General features: G+C 74.8%; 13 protein-coding genes. 8 read left to right on the forward strand and 5 right to left on the reverse strand.

Annotated features, from left to right (window positions below; genetic code table 11):
* Positions 1 to 103: 103 nt before the first annotated feature.
* From AB0910_RS16555 to AB0910_RS16565, 3 genes are all read right to left on the reverse strand, one after another.
* A complete protein-coding gene (locus AB0910_RS16555) occupies positions 104 to 1,555 on the reverse strand; it encodes an MFS transporter (protein ID WP_366745302.1) in 1,452 nt (483 codons plus the stop codon).
* A 289-nt stretch (positions 1,556 to 1,844) separates the two neighbouring features.
* A complete protein-coding gene (locus AB0910_RS16560; RefSeq protein ID WP_366745303.1) occupies positions 1,845 to 2,465 on the reverse strand; it encodes a TetR/AcrR family transcriptional regulator in 621 nt (206 codons plus the stop codon).
* A 131-nt stretch (positions 2,466 to 2,596) separates the two neighbouring features.
* Positions 2,597 to 3,385, reverse strand: coding sequence for an SAM-dependent methyltransferase (locus AB0910_RS16565; RefSeq protein ID WP_366745304.1), 789 nt, complete (start codon positions 3,383 to 3,385; stop codon positions 2,597 to 2,599).
* 106 nt (positions 3,386 to 3,491) lie between these two features.
* On the opposite strand from AB0910_RS16565, the gene AB0910_RS16570 reads away from it, so the two are divergent.
* On the forward strand, positions 3,492 to 4,661 hold the full coding sequence (locus AB0910_RS16570; protein WP_366745305.1) for an ABC transporter permease: 1,170 nt from the start codon (positions 3,492 to 3,494) through the stop codon (positions 4,659 to 4,661).
* Between the two features lie 188 nt (positions 4,662 to 4,849).
* A complete protein-coding gene (locus tag AB0910_RS16575) occupies positions 4,850 to 8,767 on the forward strand; it encodes an Ig-like domain-containing protein (protein ID WP_366745306.1) in 3,918 nt (1,305 codons plus the stop codon).
* A 173-nt stretch (positions 8,768 to 8,940) separates the two neighbouring features.
* Here AB0910_RS16575 and AB0910_RS16580 read toward each other — a convergent pair whose 3' ends face one another.
* Positions 8,941 to 9,408: an MSMEG_6728 family protein gene (locus AB0910_RS16580; protein WP_366745307.1), complete on the reverse strand. Its 468-nt coding sequence runs from the start codon at positions 9,406 to 9,408 to the stop codon at positions 8,941 to 8,943.
* Between the two features lie 84 nt (positions 9,409 to 9,492).
* Between AB0910_RS16580 and AB0910_RS16585 the strand changes: the two genes are divergently transcribed.
* Genes AB0910_RS16585 through AB0910_RS16610 form a run of 6 tightly spaced genes read left to right on the forward strand, consistent with a single transcriptional unit; the run spans position 9,493 to position 14,020 of the window.
* Entirely contained in the window at positions 9,493 to 9,795 is a 303-nt protein-coding gene (locus AB0910_RS16585) for an urease subunit gamma (protein ID WP_345648960.1), read from the forward strand.
* A gap of 9 nt (positions 9,796 to 9,804) precedes the next feature.
* A complete protein-coding gene (locus AB0910_RS16590) occupies positions 9,805 to 10,116 on the forward strand; it encodes an urease subunit beta (RefSeq protein ID WP_366745308.1) in 312 nt (103 codons plus the stop codon).
* Entirely contained in the window at positions 10,109 to 11,830 is a 1,722-nt protein-coding gene (locus tag AB0910_RS16595) for an urease subunit alpha (RefSeq protein WP_366745309.1), read from the forward strand. The genes AB0910_RS16590 and AB0910_RS16595 overlap by 8 nt, the downstream gene beginning before the upstream one ends.
* 8 nt (positions 11,831 to 11,838) lie before the next feature.
* The gene (locus AB0910_RS16600; protein WP_366745310.1) at positions 11,839 to 12,525 is read left to right on the forward strand and encodes an urease accessory UreF family protein; all 687 of its coding nucleotides are present in this window, start codon (positions 11,839 to 11,841) and stop codon (positions 12,523 to 12,525) included.
* A 59-nt stretch (positions 12,526 to 12,584) separates the two neighbouring features.
* Positions 12,585 to 13,280, forward strand: a complete 696-nt coding sequence (ureG, locus tag AB0910_RS16605; protein WP_366745311.1) for an urease accessory protein UreG — start codon at positions 12,585 to 12,587, stop codon at positions 13,278 to 13,280.
* Entirely contained in the window at positions 13,277 to 14,020 is a 744-nt protein-coding gene (locus AB0910_RS16610; RefSeq protein WP_366745312.1) for an urease accessory protein UreD, read from the forward strand. The genes ureG and AB0910_RS16610 overlap by 4 nt, the downstream gene beginning before the upstream one ends.
* Positions 14,021 to 14,097: 77 nt before the next feature.
* On the opposite strand, the gene AB0910_RS16615 is transcribed toward AB0910_RS16610, so the two are convergent.
* Positions 14,098 to 14,616, reverse strand: a complete 519-nt coding sequence (locus AB0910_RS16615; protein ID WP_366745313.1) for a lytic polysaccharide monooxygenase auxiliary activity family 9 protein — start codon at positions 14,614 to 14,616, stop codon at positions 14,098 to 14,100.
* Positions 14,617 to 14,730: the final 114 nt, after the last annotated feature.

Below are 14,730 nucleotides of genomic sequence, written 5' to 3' on the forward strand. Positions count from 1 at the left end.
CCTCCTGAGGTCTCCCTCCCCACCTTTCCACCAACGGCGGAGGTACGCAGCAGCCGCGGCCACGCACCGCGAGCGGCGGGGCACGGCCGGTGGCCGGCCGCTGTCAGGCGGAGGAGGCGCGGCGGACGGTGAGGAGGTCGACCAGAGCGACGACCAGCGCAGCGGCGACGAACGCCACGGAGACGATCAGGCCGTGGTCGTAGGCGGTGCGCCAGCCGTCGCCGCCGACCTGGGCGAAGAAGACCGAGCCGACGGCGGCGATACCGACGGCCGAGCCGACCCGCTGGCCGGTCTGGAGGGTGCCGCCCGCGCTGCCCGCCGTGTCCACGGGGACCTCGGAGAGCGTGAGGGTCTGGTTGGGCGCGATGACCAGGCCGCTGCCGAGCCCGGCGAACAGCAGCGGGGCCGCCATCGCCCAGCCGACGCCGCGCCCGCCGACCTGGTGGACCGCGAGCGCGGTGCCGGCGAGCCCGACGGCCACCATGGCGAGGCCCACGGCCACCAGAGGCCTGCCGAAACGGCCGACCAGCCTGCCGCCGATGCCCGCCGCGAGGCCTGAGCCCATGGCGAAGGGCGTGATGGCGAGGCCCGCGAGGAGCGCCGAGTAGCGCAGCCCGCTCTGCAGGTAGAGCGTGCTGATGAAGAAGATGGAGGTGAAGCCCGCGAAGTACAGCAGGATCAGCGAGCTGCCGAGCCAGAAGGACCGGATGCGGAAGAGGGAGAGCCGCACCACCGGCTGGACGCCGCGCCCCGGGCAGCGGGCCTCCCAGGCCACGAACGCCGCGAGGAGCGCCGCCGCCACGAGCACCAGCAGATACTTGCCGCCGCCCTTCCACTGCTGCTCCTCGACGAAGGGCAGCAGCAGGGCGCAGACGCCCGCGCCGAGCAGCAGCACGCCGACCGGGTCGAGGTCGCGCAGGCGGACCCGGCCGGCGGACGGGGTGTCGGGCAGCAGCATCCTGGCGAGCACCACGCACACCACGCCGATGGGCAGGTTGACGTAGAACACCCAGCGCCAGCCCTCGGTGGGCCCTGCCGCCTGGATGAGCAGACCGCCGAGGAGGGGGCCGACCGCGGTGGAGATGCCGACGACCGTGCCGAACGCGCCGAAGGCCGTGCCCCGCTCGCGGCCCTTGAACATCTGCTGGATCAGGGCGGAGATCTGGGGGGAGACCATGCCGCCCGCGACGCCCTGCACGAGCCGCGCGATCACCAGCCAGAGGCTGTTCTGGGCGAGGCCGCAGGCCGCTGAGGAGAGGGTGAAGAGGACAAGGCCGACGATGAAGACCAGGCGGCGCCCGCGTGCGTCGCCGAGGCGGCCGGCCGGGATGAGGAAGAGGCCGAAGGCGAGCGCGTAGCCGGAGACCACCCACTGGAGGTCGGACTCGGGGGTGTGCAGCCCGGTGCGGATCGAGGGCAGTGCCACGTTGACGATCGACACGTCGAGCAGGGTCATGAACCCGGCGACCAGGCAGACGGCGAGGGCGCGCCAGCGGTTCGGGTCGGGCGCCTCGTCGGCGCGGGTGCCCGCTGCCGCGGGCCGGCGGTCCACCACAGCTGTTGTCCTCTCGTCGTGTCGGCGGCGGGGCGCCGTCCGGGCGCTGCCTGGCGTACGGCCCCGTCGACCGGATCTTGTCCGGCAAAGACCGCGCGGGCGCCCGGGGCGGGTGGCGGTGGCGCCCCGCCCGGTCGGTGTGTGCCGGGCCGCCGGCTCGGTGGAGCGCGGGCGGTGGCGATCTTCCTCCCTGCGGTGTTCCCCCTCCGGCGTCCCCTAGGCGTCCCCGTCTCCTGAATCGCGCGGTACGCGGCGCGGGGCCCGTCAGTGGTACGCGGCGCGGGGCCCGTCAGCGGGGTGCGGGCACGGGCGCGGTGCCCCGGCTCAGGGCGTCGAGCCCGGCGAGCGCCGCGTCCACTGCGGGGGTCAGGCGCAGCGGGTCGGGGTCGAGCTTCACCAGCACCTGGAGGCCCTGGAGGAGCATGGTGAGCATCGCGGCGTTCCCGGCGAGGTCGAGGCCCTCGGGGAGTTCACCGTGGTCGACGGCGTGCTGGAGGCCCTGGAGGAAGCCGTCCTCCACCACGGAGAGGACCTCGGCGAGGCAGTCGGCGACCGCCGGGTCGCCCGGCAGGACCTCGCCGGCCGTGTTGGCGATGAGGCAGCCCCTCGGCTCGGCCTCCTCGGCGGCGAGCTGGAGGTAGCCGAGCATGATCGCGCGGATGCGGGGCAGCACCAGGCCCTCGGAGAGGAGCGCGGGCGCGAGCGAGCGCGCCTGCGCGTCGCGGTACCGCTCGAGGGCGCGCAGGAAGAGGCCGTGCTTGTCGCCGTAGACCTCGTGCAGGTCCTCGGGCCCGACACCGAGCTGATGGGCCAGGTCGTCGACGGAGGTGCCCTCGTACCCCCTGGTCCAGAAGACCTCCATCGCGTGGTCGACCACCCGGGCCGCATCGAGTGTCTGAAGTCGAGACATGTCCGCATCGTAGCCCGAGGGCGGGATCCGGCCACACGGTTCCACCGGCGTGGTGCCCGCTCCCCCGGCCGGCCGCCGGAGCCCGCCGACTCCCCTGCGCGGCGGGCTACTTGGGGCGGCGGCCGCCCTGCCTACGGCACGCGGGCGACGCCCGCGTGCATGCCGCTGTTCATCGCGGCCTCGGGCGCGGGGCCGTCCGCGCTCCACTCGTGCGCCGTGGTGAGTCCTGGGCCGATCAGTTCGAGGCCGTCGAAGAACCTGGCCACCTCGGCCCGGGTGCGGAACGCGAGGCGGATGCCGCCGCGCGCGTACTCGCCCGTGACCTTCGCCGCGATCTCCGGCAGCACGTCGGAACCGGCGTTGGACAGCACGAGGCAGCTGCCCGACGGCAGGGCGTCCACCAGGGTGGCGACGATCCCGTACGGGTCCTGTTCTTCGGGGATGAAGTGCATCAGCGCGACCAGCGACAGGGCGAGGGGCCTGTCGAAGTCGAGGAAGTCGCGCGCGTGGGAGAGGATGCGCCCCGGTTCTCGCACATCGGCCTCGATGTAGTCGGTGCCGCCCTCAGGGGTGCTGATCAGCAGCGCCTCCGCGTGCCGCAGCACGATGGGGTCGTTGTCCGTGTAGACGATCCGGGCCCGTGGGTTGATCCCCTGCACCACCTGGTGGAGGTTGGGCGCGGTGGGGATGCCGGTGCCGATGTCGAGGAACTGGTCGATCCCCTGCCGTGCCAGGTGGGCGACCGCCCTGGTCATGAAGGCCCGGTTGTGCCGGGCACCGTTCGCCGCCTCGGGCGGCAGCTGCTCCGCCACCCGGCTGTCGACGAGATAGTGGTCCTTACCGCCCAACAGGTGGTCGTAGACCCGTGCCGGGTGCGGGCGCCCGGTGTCGACCTGGGGTTTCGGTATGCCTGCCGTCATGTCGGGTGATCCTGCCATGTTCCCGGTTCGGCCGCGCCGGGCATCCCGGCCCGGCCGGTGCGGCATTTACCCCGTACTCTGACATATCGGCCTTACGGTGTGCCGCATGGCCGCTGACCACGACGACGACATCCCGCGCCGCCCGAGCGGCGCGCGCCAGGAGGGGCTCCGAGAGGCGCAGGCCGCGGGCGGGCGCCACGGCGGGCACGGCAGGGCGCGGGGGCCCCGGGAGAGGTGGCGGGCGTTCCGTGCCTCGCCGTTCCTCCCCGCTGTGGTCATCCTGGTGATCGTGGCCGCGGGCGCGGGTCTCTTCGCCGGCTCGTACACGTACAACATGGCGAACCCGACGCCCCGCCGCATCCCCGCGGCCGTCGTCGGGGACGCGGCAGCGCCCTCGGCCGCGGCGTTCACCGACGGCCTCGAGAAGGCCCTCGCCACCTCGCTCGTCCTGCACGCCTATCCGAGCCGCGCGGCGGCCCGGCACGCGGTGGAGGAGCAGCGGGTGTTCGCCGTGGTCGACTTCCGCACCGCGGGCGGTCGGACCGCGGTACGCCTCGACGTGGCGAGCGCGGCCGGCCAGTCGGTGGCCCAGGTGCTGGCGTCCGCGGCGCCGAAGGCGGCGAGGGCCGCGCGCGTGCCGCTGGAGCTCGGCGACCTGAAGCCGCTCCAGAAGGGCGATCCGCGCGGGCTCGCCCTCTTCTACATCACGCTGGCCTCCGTCATCCTCGGCTTCGTCGGCGCGATCCAGCTGAGTGTGAACGCGCGGCGGCTGCTGCCGTTCGAGCGGGTGCTCGCGATCGCCGCCAACTCCCTGCTCGGCGGGTTCACCATCGCCGCGGTGGTGGACTGGTGGCTGGGTGCGCTGCGCCTGCCGTTCGTGCAGTCCTGGCTGATCCTGGCGCTGACGATGTTCACGTCTGCGATGGTCTTCACCATGTTCAACACGCTGTTCGGGCGGTGGGCGCTGCTGCCGACGTGGGGGCTGATGGTGCTGCTCGGCAACCCGTCGTCGGGCGGCGCGGTGTCCTGGCCGCTGCTGCCCTCGGTGCTGGGGAGGATCGGCCAGTGGCTGCCGCCCGGCGCCTCCGTCAACGCGCAGCACACCGCGGTGTACTTCAAGGACGCGCAGCACGTCTTCCCCTATCTGGTGCTGCTGCTGTGGGCGGTGCCTTCGACCGCGGTCTTCTGGATCTGGCGGCACCGGCACCCCGGCGGCCGCGAGCTCGGCGAGCGCACGCCGCCCGCCCACGCCGCGGACGGCGGCGCGGCCGCCTGAGGCGCGGGCAGTGCGGCGCGCACAGGACCCCGCCGTGCGGTGCCTCCGTGCGGCGTCTTGTGATGGTTCGTCACCCGCACCGTTACACCGCGGTCAATTGGCGCGAACAAGTGGGTTTCCCCGCGAGTTCCATGTGGTTTCGGTGTCAACCTTTCACCCGCGTACCTTCGAAAGCGAGGTCGAACACGGTGAGAGCACCGAGACCGAAGAGACCCGGCAGCGCGGCATCCGCCGCCCGCCGCGCCGCCCAGCACCCGACCCCCTCCGGGGCCCACTCCCCCGACAGTCCCCGGCGGCACCGCACGGGGGCACGGCCCCTGGCCCTCGCGCTCGCCGCGCTGCTCGCGCTCGCCGCCCCCGCGCTCGCCGCCGCCCCCGCGGGTGCGGCGCCCCGGCAGGACACCCCCGCGTCCGCCGTCGTCGACTCGGGCGCGGGCTGGACCGTGACCCGTGCGGCAGGCGGCTACACCGTCTCGCTCACCCTCGACAGGCCGCTGCCCGTCAGAAACGACGTGCCCGTGCTCGTCGCCGACGGCGCCCCGCTCGGCCCGGCCGCCGAGTCGGCGGACGGCAGGGTCCTGACAGCGGCCACCACGGACCCGGCCGCAGCGTCGGCGAAGAAGATCACCTGGCAGTGGTCGAGCGGCGGCGCGAGCACCGCGACGGGCCCCGCCGCCGTGCCCTCGGCGAGCGGCACGGCGCAGGCGAGGAAGCAGCTCGCCGGCGGCACGGCCCCCGACACCGTGGGCGGCGCGGGGGACACGGCCGCCGACCCGACGACCGCCGGCACGGGCCCGTACACCGTGGCCGACTACGACTTCGGCGCACAGTCCGTGCCACTCGCCGACATCGGCGGCATACGCGGCGAGCTGGAGGGGCGCGTCTACCTCCCCACGGACAAGAGGCCGCACCCGCTCGTGGTCTTCCTGCACGGCCGCCACAGCGCCTGCTACGACACCACCACCCTCAAGGGTGTGAGCGGCTGGCCCTGCCCCGAGGGCACGGCGCCGATCCTCAGCTACGCGGGCTACGACGGCGCGGGCGAGGCGCTCGCCAAGGACGGCTTCACCGTCGTGTCGATCTCCGCGAACGCCGTCAACGCCAACGACAACCAGCTCTCCCCCGACGACGGCGCCGCCACCCGCGGGCAGCTCGTCCTCGACACGCTGTCGATGCTGAAGAAGGCGAACGCAGGCGATCCCGTCAGCTACCACGACGCGGCCACCGGCCGCGACGTGACGCTCGGCCAGGCCCTCGCCGCGGGCCGCGCCACCTCTCCGCGCGGCACGGCGACCGCGGCCTCCCTCGTCGGCTCCATGGACTTCTCCTCGATCGGCCTGATGGGGCACTCGCGCGGCGGCGAGGGCGTCGTGACCGCGGGCGCGCTCAACGAGGGCCTGGCGAAGCCCTGGCACATCACGTCGGTCTTCGCGCTCGCCCCGATCGACTTCACCCGCGCCACGCTGCCCGACGTGCAGACGACGACGCTGCTGCCGTACTGCGACGGCGACGTCTCCGACCAGCAGGGCCAGCACTTCTACGCGGACTCGCGCGACGCGTTCGCCGACGCCGTACAGCGCTCCGACGTCTGGGTGATGGGCACGGACCACGACTTCTACAACTCGTCGTGGACTCCGCCCTATCCGGGCGCCTCGGACGACTGGTCGGACACGGACGACCCGGTCTGCGGCACCAGCGCCAAGGCGCTCGCCTCCGGCGGCAACACCCGGCTCAGCGCGCAGGAGCAGTACCAGGTCGGCTCGGCCTACATCGCCGGGTACTTCGAGTCGACGCTCGGCGGGCAGCACCGCTTCGACTCCCTCTTCGACGGCTCGGGCAAGGAGCCGCCGTCCGTCTCGGGCTTCGCCGACGTGCGCACGGTGGCGCAGCAGCCGGCGCCGCTGCGCGACGACATCACGTCCTTCAAGGCCACGAGCCCGCTGATCGGCACCACGGCCGCGGCCACCGCGACGGTCTGCGCCGACAAGTACGGCCGCACCGTGCCGGAGCCGTATCCGGACTGCACGGACCCCGGCTCGACGCTCACCAACCAGCAGCTGCCCTACTGGACGCCCGCCCCGCTCGCGCCGAACGTGCCGCTCAACATCATGACGCATCTCAAGTGGACAGGACCGACAGGGTCGTTGAGCGTCACGCTGCCGACGGCCGAGCGGAACGTCTCGGCGTACGACGAGATGACGGTCTCCATGTCGCCCGACGAGAGCGTGGCCACCGGGACCGACATGACGCTCAGCGTGGCGGACGCCGCGGGCCACCGCTGGAGCAGTCCCGTCTCCGCCCTCAACCCCTGGGGCGTGACGCGGATGCCCGCGAGCGCCTCCACCAAGCTCGGCAAGATAGTGCTCCAGCAGGTGCACGTCCCCACCGTGGAGCTGGCCGCCGCAGGGCTCGACCTGACCCGGGTGACGAGCGTGGCGTTCACCGCGGCGCCCGGCGCCGGCGAACCGGCGGCGGGCGGCGTCTACCTGTCGGACCTGGTCTTCGACACCAAGGGCCCCGGCACGCCCGACGCGCACCCCAGGCCCGCGGTGAACGTGGCGTCCACCGCGGCGGAGGAGGGCGCGGGGCCCGGCACCGACCAGGTCGCCGTCTACCTCTCCCGGCCGAGCGCCACGCATGTCTCCGCGTATCTCACCGTCGTCGGCTCGGCGACGGGCAAGGTCGGACTCGCCCTCCAGAAGGTCGACTTCGCCCCCGGCGAAACCTGCAAGGACGTCGACATCCCGGTCACGGGCGACACCGAGGCGGGCGCGGCGCCGAGCACCTCGTACAAGCTCGGCGTCTCCGACCCGACCGAGGCCGTCCTGGGCGCGGGGGACTTCGGGACCGTGTCCGTACGGGAGGACGACGGCGTCACCGGCGGCGCGGCGGCGGTGCCGCCCGTGGGGGTCCAGGGCGACGCCTGCGCCGAGCACACGGCGCTCTCCCACCCCGGCACCCTCGCCGTCGCCGGCGCGGCCCCGGCGCCCGGCGCCTCGGTCGCCCTGCGCGGCTCGGGCTTCAGGGACGGCGAGAGCGTGGCGTTCACCCTGGGCGGGACACTGCTCGGCAGCGCCCTCGCGGGCGCCGACGGTGCGGTGGCGCTGGCCGCCACGGTGCCTGCGGGGCAGACGCCGGGGCCCACCGCGGTCACGGCGGTCGGCGCGGGCTCGGGCTTCACGGAGCGTGCGGACGTCGCCGTCCTGGCCCCGACGGCCACGACGCTCGCCCTGGCTCCCGCCGCTCCGCGGGCCGGCCGGTCCTTCACCCTCACGGCCCGGGTCTCCGGCGCGGGCACCGACGGCGGCACGGTCGCCTTCACCGATGCCACCGGCCCCGGCACCCCCGCCGTGCTCGGCACGGCGAGGACCAGGCACGGCACCGCCTCGCTCAAGGTCAGGGCAGGGTTGCGCGCGGGGACGCACGCCCTGACGGCGCGGTTCGGGGGCACGGCCACCGCGGCGCCCTCCGCGTCCGCGCCGGTGCAGCTGGCCCTCGCCAAGAACAGGAGCGCGCTCGCCTTCGCCCTGTCCGCACGCTCCACCCGCTACGGGAAGGCGGTCTCCGGGGTCTTCTCCGTGGCGGGCGCCGGGCGCGGCACGGTCCGCGTCGACTACGGCGCGGGCACCCTGCCGGCGAGGGTGGGGGCCGGGGGCAGGGGCTCGTTCACGCTCCCCGCCGCCCTGCCCGTCGGCTCGTACACGATCGCCGCGCGGTACGAGGGCACGGACGCCGTCGGGCCGAGCGGGACCGCCGCACAGCGGCTCGTGGTGGGCAAGGCGGCCACGTCGACGGCGCTCACCCTGGCGAAGGCAGGGGCAGGGCACGGCGCATTCCAGCGGGTCACCGTCACGGTCGGCGGCCGCAGGGGCGGCGCGTACCCCGGCGGCACGGTGACCGTGACCGCGCGGGCGGCGGGCGCTTCCACGGCCACCAGGGTCACCCTGACGGCCGCGCAGAGGGGCGTGCTGACGCTCTGGCTGAAACCGCCTGGCGTGCGCGGCACGGCGACCGTCACCGCGGTCTATGGGGGCGACGCGCGCTACACGGCGAGCACCTCGCCCCACCGCCGGGTGCGGCTGAGCCGATCCGCACGGGCGTCCTGACCGCCGCGGCGCGCGGCGGCACAGGTGAGGGCGGGCACCGGCTCCAGCACCGGTGCTCGCCCCGCCCCGCTGCACGGCGTGCTCGCCCCGAGCCGGTCGTCACTGCCGAGCCGTGCAGGGAGCGTGTGCCCCTCGCCGCGCGCCCCGAACTGCTCCGGTCGGGTGAAGTCGGCTCAGGCCGCCCGGTCGGAGGGCGGCCAGACGTACGGCAGCCCGGCGGGCACGCCGGGGAAGAGGGGCCCGTAGTACACCGGGTCCTTGGTGACGAGCGCCGAGCGGTGGCTGAGGTGGAACGCCCCGTCGCCGAACCAGGGCGGCAGCTCCCCCGCGCGGGCCAGCTCGTCCTCCGCCCGCACCGGCGCGCCCGGGCGATACGCCGTGAAGTCGGCGCCGAGGGTGGCCGCGCAGGTGTCGCCGCGCCCGCCCTCGCTCCAGGCGCGGCACATCTCCCATCCGTACCGGACGAGCGCCTCCTCGTAGCCCGTCCACATCCGGACGGCCGGGTGGTGGCGCCAGCCGTAGCCTGGCACGGTCAGCCCGCGCAGCACCTGCAGCGCCTCCACGCGCTGCTTGCCGAGCCTGCGCGGGTCGAGGGCGGCGGCGCTGCGGGCGAAGCCGGGCCACGGCAGGAAGGTCTGCATGCCCCCATCCTGCGCCCGCACGCCGGTTAACGCAGGCGTAACACCGCGGTCCTAGCGTGCGGACCGACGACTGTGAGGTGCACCGTGCAACTGACCCCGCACGAGCAGGAACGCCTGCTCATCCATGTCGCCGCCGACGTGGCGGCCCGCCGCAGGGAGCGCGGGCTCAGGCTCAACCACCCGGAGGCCGTCGCGCTGATCACGGCGCACGTGCTCGAAGGGGCGCGCGACGGCCGCACGGTCGCCGAGCTGATGGCGTCGGGCCGTACGGTCCTGGCCCGCGCCGACGTCATGGAGGGGGTCCCCGAGATGATCCGCGACGTGCAGGTCGAGGCGACCTTCCCCGACGGCACGAAGCTCGTCACCGTCCACGACCCGATCGTCTGAGGAGGCGCGGTGATCCCCGGTGAGATCCTCTTCGGCGAGGGGCCCGTCGTGTTCGGCGAGGGCACGGAGCCGACCGTCCTGACGGTGCTGAACACGGCCGACCGCCCGGTGCAGGTCGGCTCCCACTACCACTTCGCCGAGGCCAACCCCGGGCTCGACTTCGACCGGGCGGCGGCCCGCGGCATGCGCCTCGGCATCGCCGCGGGCACGGCCGTGCGCTTCGAGCCCGGCATCCCCGTGGAGGTCACGCTGGTTCCCCTGGCGGGGCGCCGGGTCGTGCCGGGGCTGCGCGGCGAGACCGGGGGGCCGCTCGATGGCTGAGCTGTCACGGGCCGCGTACGCGGACCTCTTCGGCCCGACCGTCGGCGACCGGGTGCGGCTCGCCGACACGGACCTGTTCGTGGAGATCGAGGAGGACCGGGCGGGCGGCCCCGGCCGCGCGGGCGACGAGGCGGTGTTCGGCGGCGGGAAGGTGATCCGCGAGTCGATGGGCCAGTCCCGCACGACCAGGGCCGAGGGCGCCCCCGACACGGTGATCACGGGCGCTGTGGTCATCGACCACTGGGGGATCGTCAAGGCGGACATCGGCATCAGGGACGGGCGCGTCACCGCGCTCGGCAAGGCGGGCAACCCCGACACCATGGACGGGGTCCACCCTGAGCTGGTGATCGGCCCCGAGACCGAGATCGTCGCGGGCAACGGCAGGATCGTCACGGCGGGCGCGATCGACGCGCACGTGCACTTCATCTCGCCCACCCTGATCGACCAGGCGCTCGCCACCGGCGTCACCACGCTCGTGGGCGGCGGCACGGGGCCCGCGGAGGGCACGAAGGCCACCACGGTCACCCCGGGTTCCTGGCACCTGGCCAGGATGTTCCAGGCGCTGGACTCCTCGCCGGTCAACATCGGGCTGCTGGGCAAGGGCAACACCACGTCACGCGAGGCGCTCCACGCCCAACTGAGGGGCGGGGCAGCCGGGTTCAAGATCCACGAGGACTGGGGTGCGACGCCCGCCGTGATCGACGCCTGCCTCGGGGTGTGCCAGGAGAGCGGGGTGCAGCTCGCGATCCACACCGACACACTGAACGAGGCGGGCTTCGTCCAGGACACCCTTGCGGCGATCGCCGGGCGGACGATCCACGCCTACCACACCGAGGGCGCGGGCGGCGGGCACGCGCCGGACATCATCACGGTGGTGTCCCAGCCGCACGTGCTGCCCAGCTCCACCAACCCGACCAGGCCGCACACCGTGAACACCGTCGACGAGCACCTCGACATGCTGATGGTGTGCCACCACCTCAACCCCGCCGTGCCCGAGGACCTGGCGTTCGCCGAGTCCCGGATCCGGCCCTCCACCATCGCGGCGGAGGACGTGCTGCACGACCTGGGCGCCATCTCGATCATCTCCTCGGACTCGCAGGCGATGGGCCGGATCGGCGAGGTGGTCATGCGGACGTGGCAGACCGCGCACGTGATGAAGCGGAGGCGGGGCGCGCTGCCGGGCGACGGACCCGCGGACAACCACCGCGTGCGCCGCTATGTCGCCAAGTACACCATCAACCCGGCGGTGGCCCAGGGCATGGACCACGAGATCGGCTCGGTCGAGCCGGGCAAGCTCGCCGATTTGGTGCTGTGGGAGCCGGCGTTCTTCGGTGTGAAGCCGCTGCTGGTGATGAAGGGCGGGCAGATCGCGTACGCGCAGATGGGCGACGCGAACGCGTCGATCCCGACGCCGGGGCCCGTGCTGCCCCGGCCGATGTTCGGCGCGCTCGGCCGGGCGGCGGCCGCGGGCTCCGTGACGTTCGTGGCCGAGGCGGCGCTCGACGCGGGGCTGCCGGAACGCCTGGGCCTGGACAAGCCGTTCGCCGCGGTGCGCGGCACCAGGGGGGTCACCAAGGCGGACATGCGGGAGAACGAGGCGCTGCCCCGGGTCGAGGTGGACGCGGACACGTTCACCGTGACCATCGACGGCGAGCCGGTCGAACCCGCTCCCGCCACCGAACTGCCGCTCGCGCAGCGGTACTTCCTGTTCTGAGTCGCCCGGTGGCAGACGAGAGGGGCCGTTCGGCCCTGCTGGTGCTCGCGGACGGCCGCTTCCCCGCGGGCTCGCACGCGCACTCCGGCGGTGTGGAGGCCGCGGTCGCGGCAGGCCGGGTGCGGGACGCGGCGACGCTCGGCGCGTTCTGCCGCGGCCGGGTGCACACCGCGGGCCTGACGGCTGCGGGCCTCGCCGCGGCCGCCGCGTACGGCGAGGAGGCCGGCCACGACCCGCTGGTGCTCGACGCCCTGGCCGACGCCCGCACCCCCTCCCCCGCGCTGCGGGCCACGGCGCGGCGGCTCGGCCGGCAGCTGATGCGGGCGGCGCGCGCCGCCTGGCCAGGACCCGATCTTGACGCGCTCGCGGCGGCCAGGCCGCGGGGCGCGCACCAGCCGGTGGTGCTCGGGGTGACGGCGCGCTCGGCCGGGCTCGGGCCCGCCGACGCGGCGCACTGCGCGCTGTACGAGGCGGCCGGCGGGCCCGCGACGGCGGCGGTGCGGCTGCTGGGGCTCGACCCGTTCGAGGCGACGGCGGTGCTCGCGCGGCTCGCGCCCGAGCTGGACGCGCTCGCCGAGACGGCGGTACGGGCCGCGCGCGACGGGCCGGAAGCGCTGCCCGCCGCCTCGGGTCCGCTGCTGGACATCGGGGCCGAGGCGCACGCCGCGTGGCCGGTGCGGCTGTTCTCCTCCTGACGCGCCCACCGAGCGCCGCTCCCCCTCGTCACACGCCCCCTCAGAACAGGAGCCACACCGTGCACCTCGACCACTCGGACCCCGCCGTCCTCACCGACCAGGGGCCCGGCGCGCTCGGCGCGGACGCCCGGCGCCCCGGCGCCGGGCGGCGCGCGCTGCGGATCGGCCTCGGCGGTCCCGTCGGCTCGGGCAAGACGGCGACGGTCGCCGCGCTGTGCCGGGCGCTGCGCGACTCGCTCTCCCTGGCCGTGGTCACCAACGACATCTACACCCGCGAGGACGCCGACTTCCTGCTGCGGGAGGCGGTGCTGCCGCCCGAGCGCATCAGGGCCGTGGAGACGGGGGCCTGCCCGCACACCGCCATCCGCGACGACATCTCCGCCAACCTGGAGGCGGTCGAGGACCTGGAGGAGACGGTGGGGCCGCTCGACCTGCTGCTGGTCGAGTCGGGCGGCGACAACCTGACCGCCACCTTCTCGCGGGGCCTGGTGGACGCGCAGGTCTTCGTGATCGACGTGGCGGCCGGGGACGACATCCCCCGCAAGGGCGGCCCCGGCATCACCCTGTCCGACCTGCTGGTGATCAACAAGACGGACCTCGCGCCGTACGTCGGCTCGGACCTGGAGCGGATGGCGCGGGACGCCGCCGCGCGCCGGGGCGAGCTGCCGGTCGTGCTGACCTCGCTGAGGGCGCCCGACGGCGTGGCTCCGGTGGCGCGCTGGGTGCGCGAGCGGCTCGCGGCCCTGGCGGCATGACCGGGGGCGTACGGGCGAGGGCGCGCATCACCGCCACGCGCGAGGGCCTCACGGTGCTCAGCGGCGAGGGGCCGCTCGCGCCGCGCCGCACCAGGGCAGCCGACGGGGGGCTGCGGGTCACCCTGGTCGGCGCGATGAGCGGGCCGCTCGGCGGGGACCGGTTCGCCGTCGAGGTGGACGTGCGGGCCGGGGCGCGGCTGACGGTGGACGCCGCCGCGGCGACGCTGGCGCTGCCGGGACCTGCGGGCGGGGCGGCCCGCTACGACGTGCGGCTGACGGTCGCGGCGGGCGCGGTGCTGCGCTGGCTGCCGGGACCGCTGGTGAGCGCGGCCGGTTCGGTGCTGGCCCTGCGCACGGAGGCCGAACTGGCCCAGGGGGCGCGGCTCGTGCTGCGCGAGGAGGCGGTGCTCGGCCGCCACGGCGAGCCACCGGGCACGCTCACCGGCCGGCTGAGCGTGCGGTACGCGGGAGTGCCGCTGCTCGACCAGGAGACGGCCCACGGGCCCGGTGCCGCCCCGGGGTGGGACGGCGGAGCGGTGCTGGGCGGCCATCGCGCGGTCGGCCAACTACTATACGTGGCACCGGAGTTCGCCACACACCCGGTGGCGGCGCGGGCGTTGGGCGACACGGCGGTGCTCGTGCCGCTCGCCGGTCCCGGCGCGCTGGCCACGGCGGTGGCGGACGACGGGCTGCGGCTGCGGCGGGCTCTTGACGCGGGGCTCGCGGCACTGGGCGGCTGAACGCCCGCCCCGTGTGCGGCGGGTGCGGGGGCCGCACCGTCCGGCCCGCGGGCGCTGCGGGCCGGACGGCGGGCGGTTCAGCCGACGTTGACGTCGATGCAGGTGTAGAAGGCGTTGGCGGTGTCGGCGATGTTCCACACCGCGAGCACCTTCTGCCTGCCCCGCAGGTCGCCGAAGTTCACCTGGTGGGAGACGGTGGCGCCGGGGATCTTGCCGTTGTCGTCGAACTCCGCGATCTTGCGGTCGCCGACGAAGTACTGCCAGGTGCTGGTCGCGTGGCGGGCCGTCAGCGTCCACTGGAACGTGGTGGACGTGCCGACGGGCGTCGCCTGCCAGCCCTTCGAGTCGTCGTCGAGCTCGGCGAAGCGCGCGTTGCCGCCGCTGCAGCTCTTGAGGCCCTTCGGGCCTTCCACGCTCTGCGGTTCGTACGTGATGTCGCCGCAGCTCACGGTGCCCGCGGCGCACTGCGCCTGGCGGCTCGGCGGGGTGGAGACGTAGCCGTGGGCGCTGGCCGAGCTTGCCGGGAGCGCCACCGCGACGACCGGGGCGATGACCGCGCCTGCCAGGGCGGCCTTCATTTTGCTGCTTCCGCGCATTGCGAACTCCTTCACCGGGCGCGGGACCGCTCGCTCGCGAGGCCGTGGGGATCCCGCGGGCCCGCGGTGTGTGCGCCGCTGGTCGAGTGTGGGGCCTTGGCTGTGCGAAGGACG

Source organism: Streptomyces sp. NPDC047002 (assembly GCF_040704505.1).
Lineage (GTDB): Bacteria > Actinomycetota > Actinomycetes > Streptomycetales > Streptomycetaceae > Streptomyces.

Coding starts and splice junctions, on each gene's coding strand:
- AB0910_RS16560 (WP_366745303.1), bottom strand. CDS start 2,465: ATGTCTCGACTTCAGACACTCGATGCGGCCCGGGTGGTCGACCACGCG.
- AB0910_RS16565 (WP_366745304.1), bottom strand. CDS start 3,385: ATGACGGCAGGCATACCGAAACCCCAGGTCGACACCGGGCGCCCGCAC.
- AB0910_RS16570 (WP_366745305.1), top strand. CDS start 3,492: ATGGCCGCTGACCACGACGACGACATCCCGCGCCGCCCGAGCGGCGCG.
- AB0910_RS16580 (WP_366745307.1), bottom strand. CDS start 9,408: ATGCAGACCTTCCTGCCGTGGCCCGGCTTCGCCCGCAGCGCCGCCGCC.
- AB0910_RS16595 (WP_366745309.1), top strand. CDS start 10,109: ATGGCTGAGCTGTCACGGGCCGCGTACGCGGACCTCTTCGGCCCGACC.
- AB0910_RS16610 (WP_366745312.1), top strand. CDS start 13,277: ATGACCGGGGGCGTACGGGCGAGGGCGCGCATCACCGCCACGCGCGAG.
- AB0910_RS16615 (WP_366745313.1), bottom strand. CDS start 14,616: ATGCGCGGAAGCAGCAAAATGAAGGCCGCCCTGGCAGGCGCGGTCATC.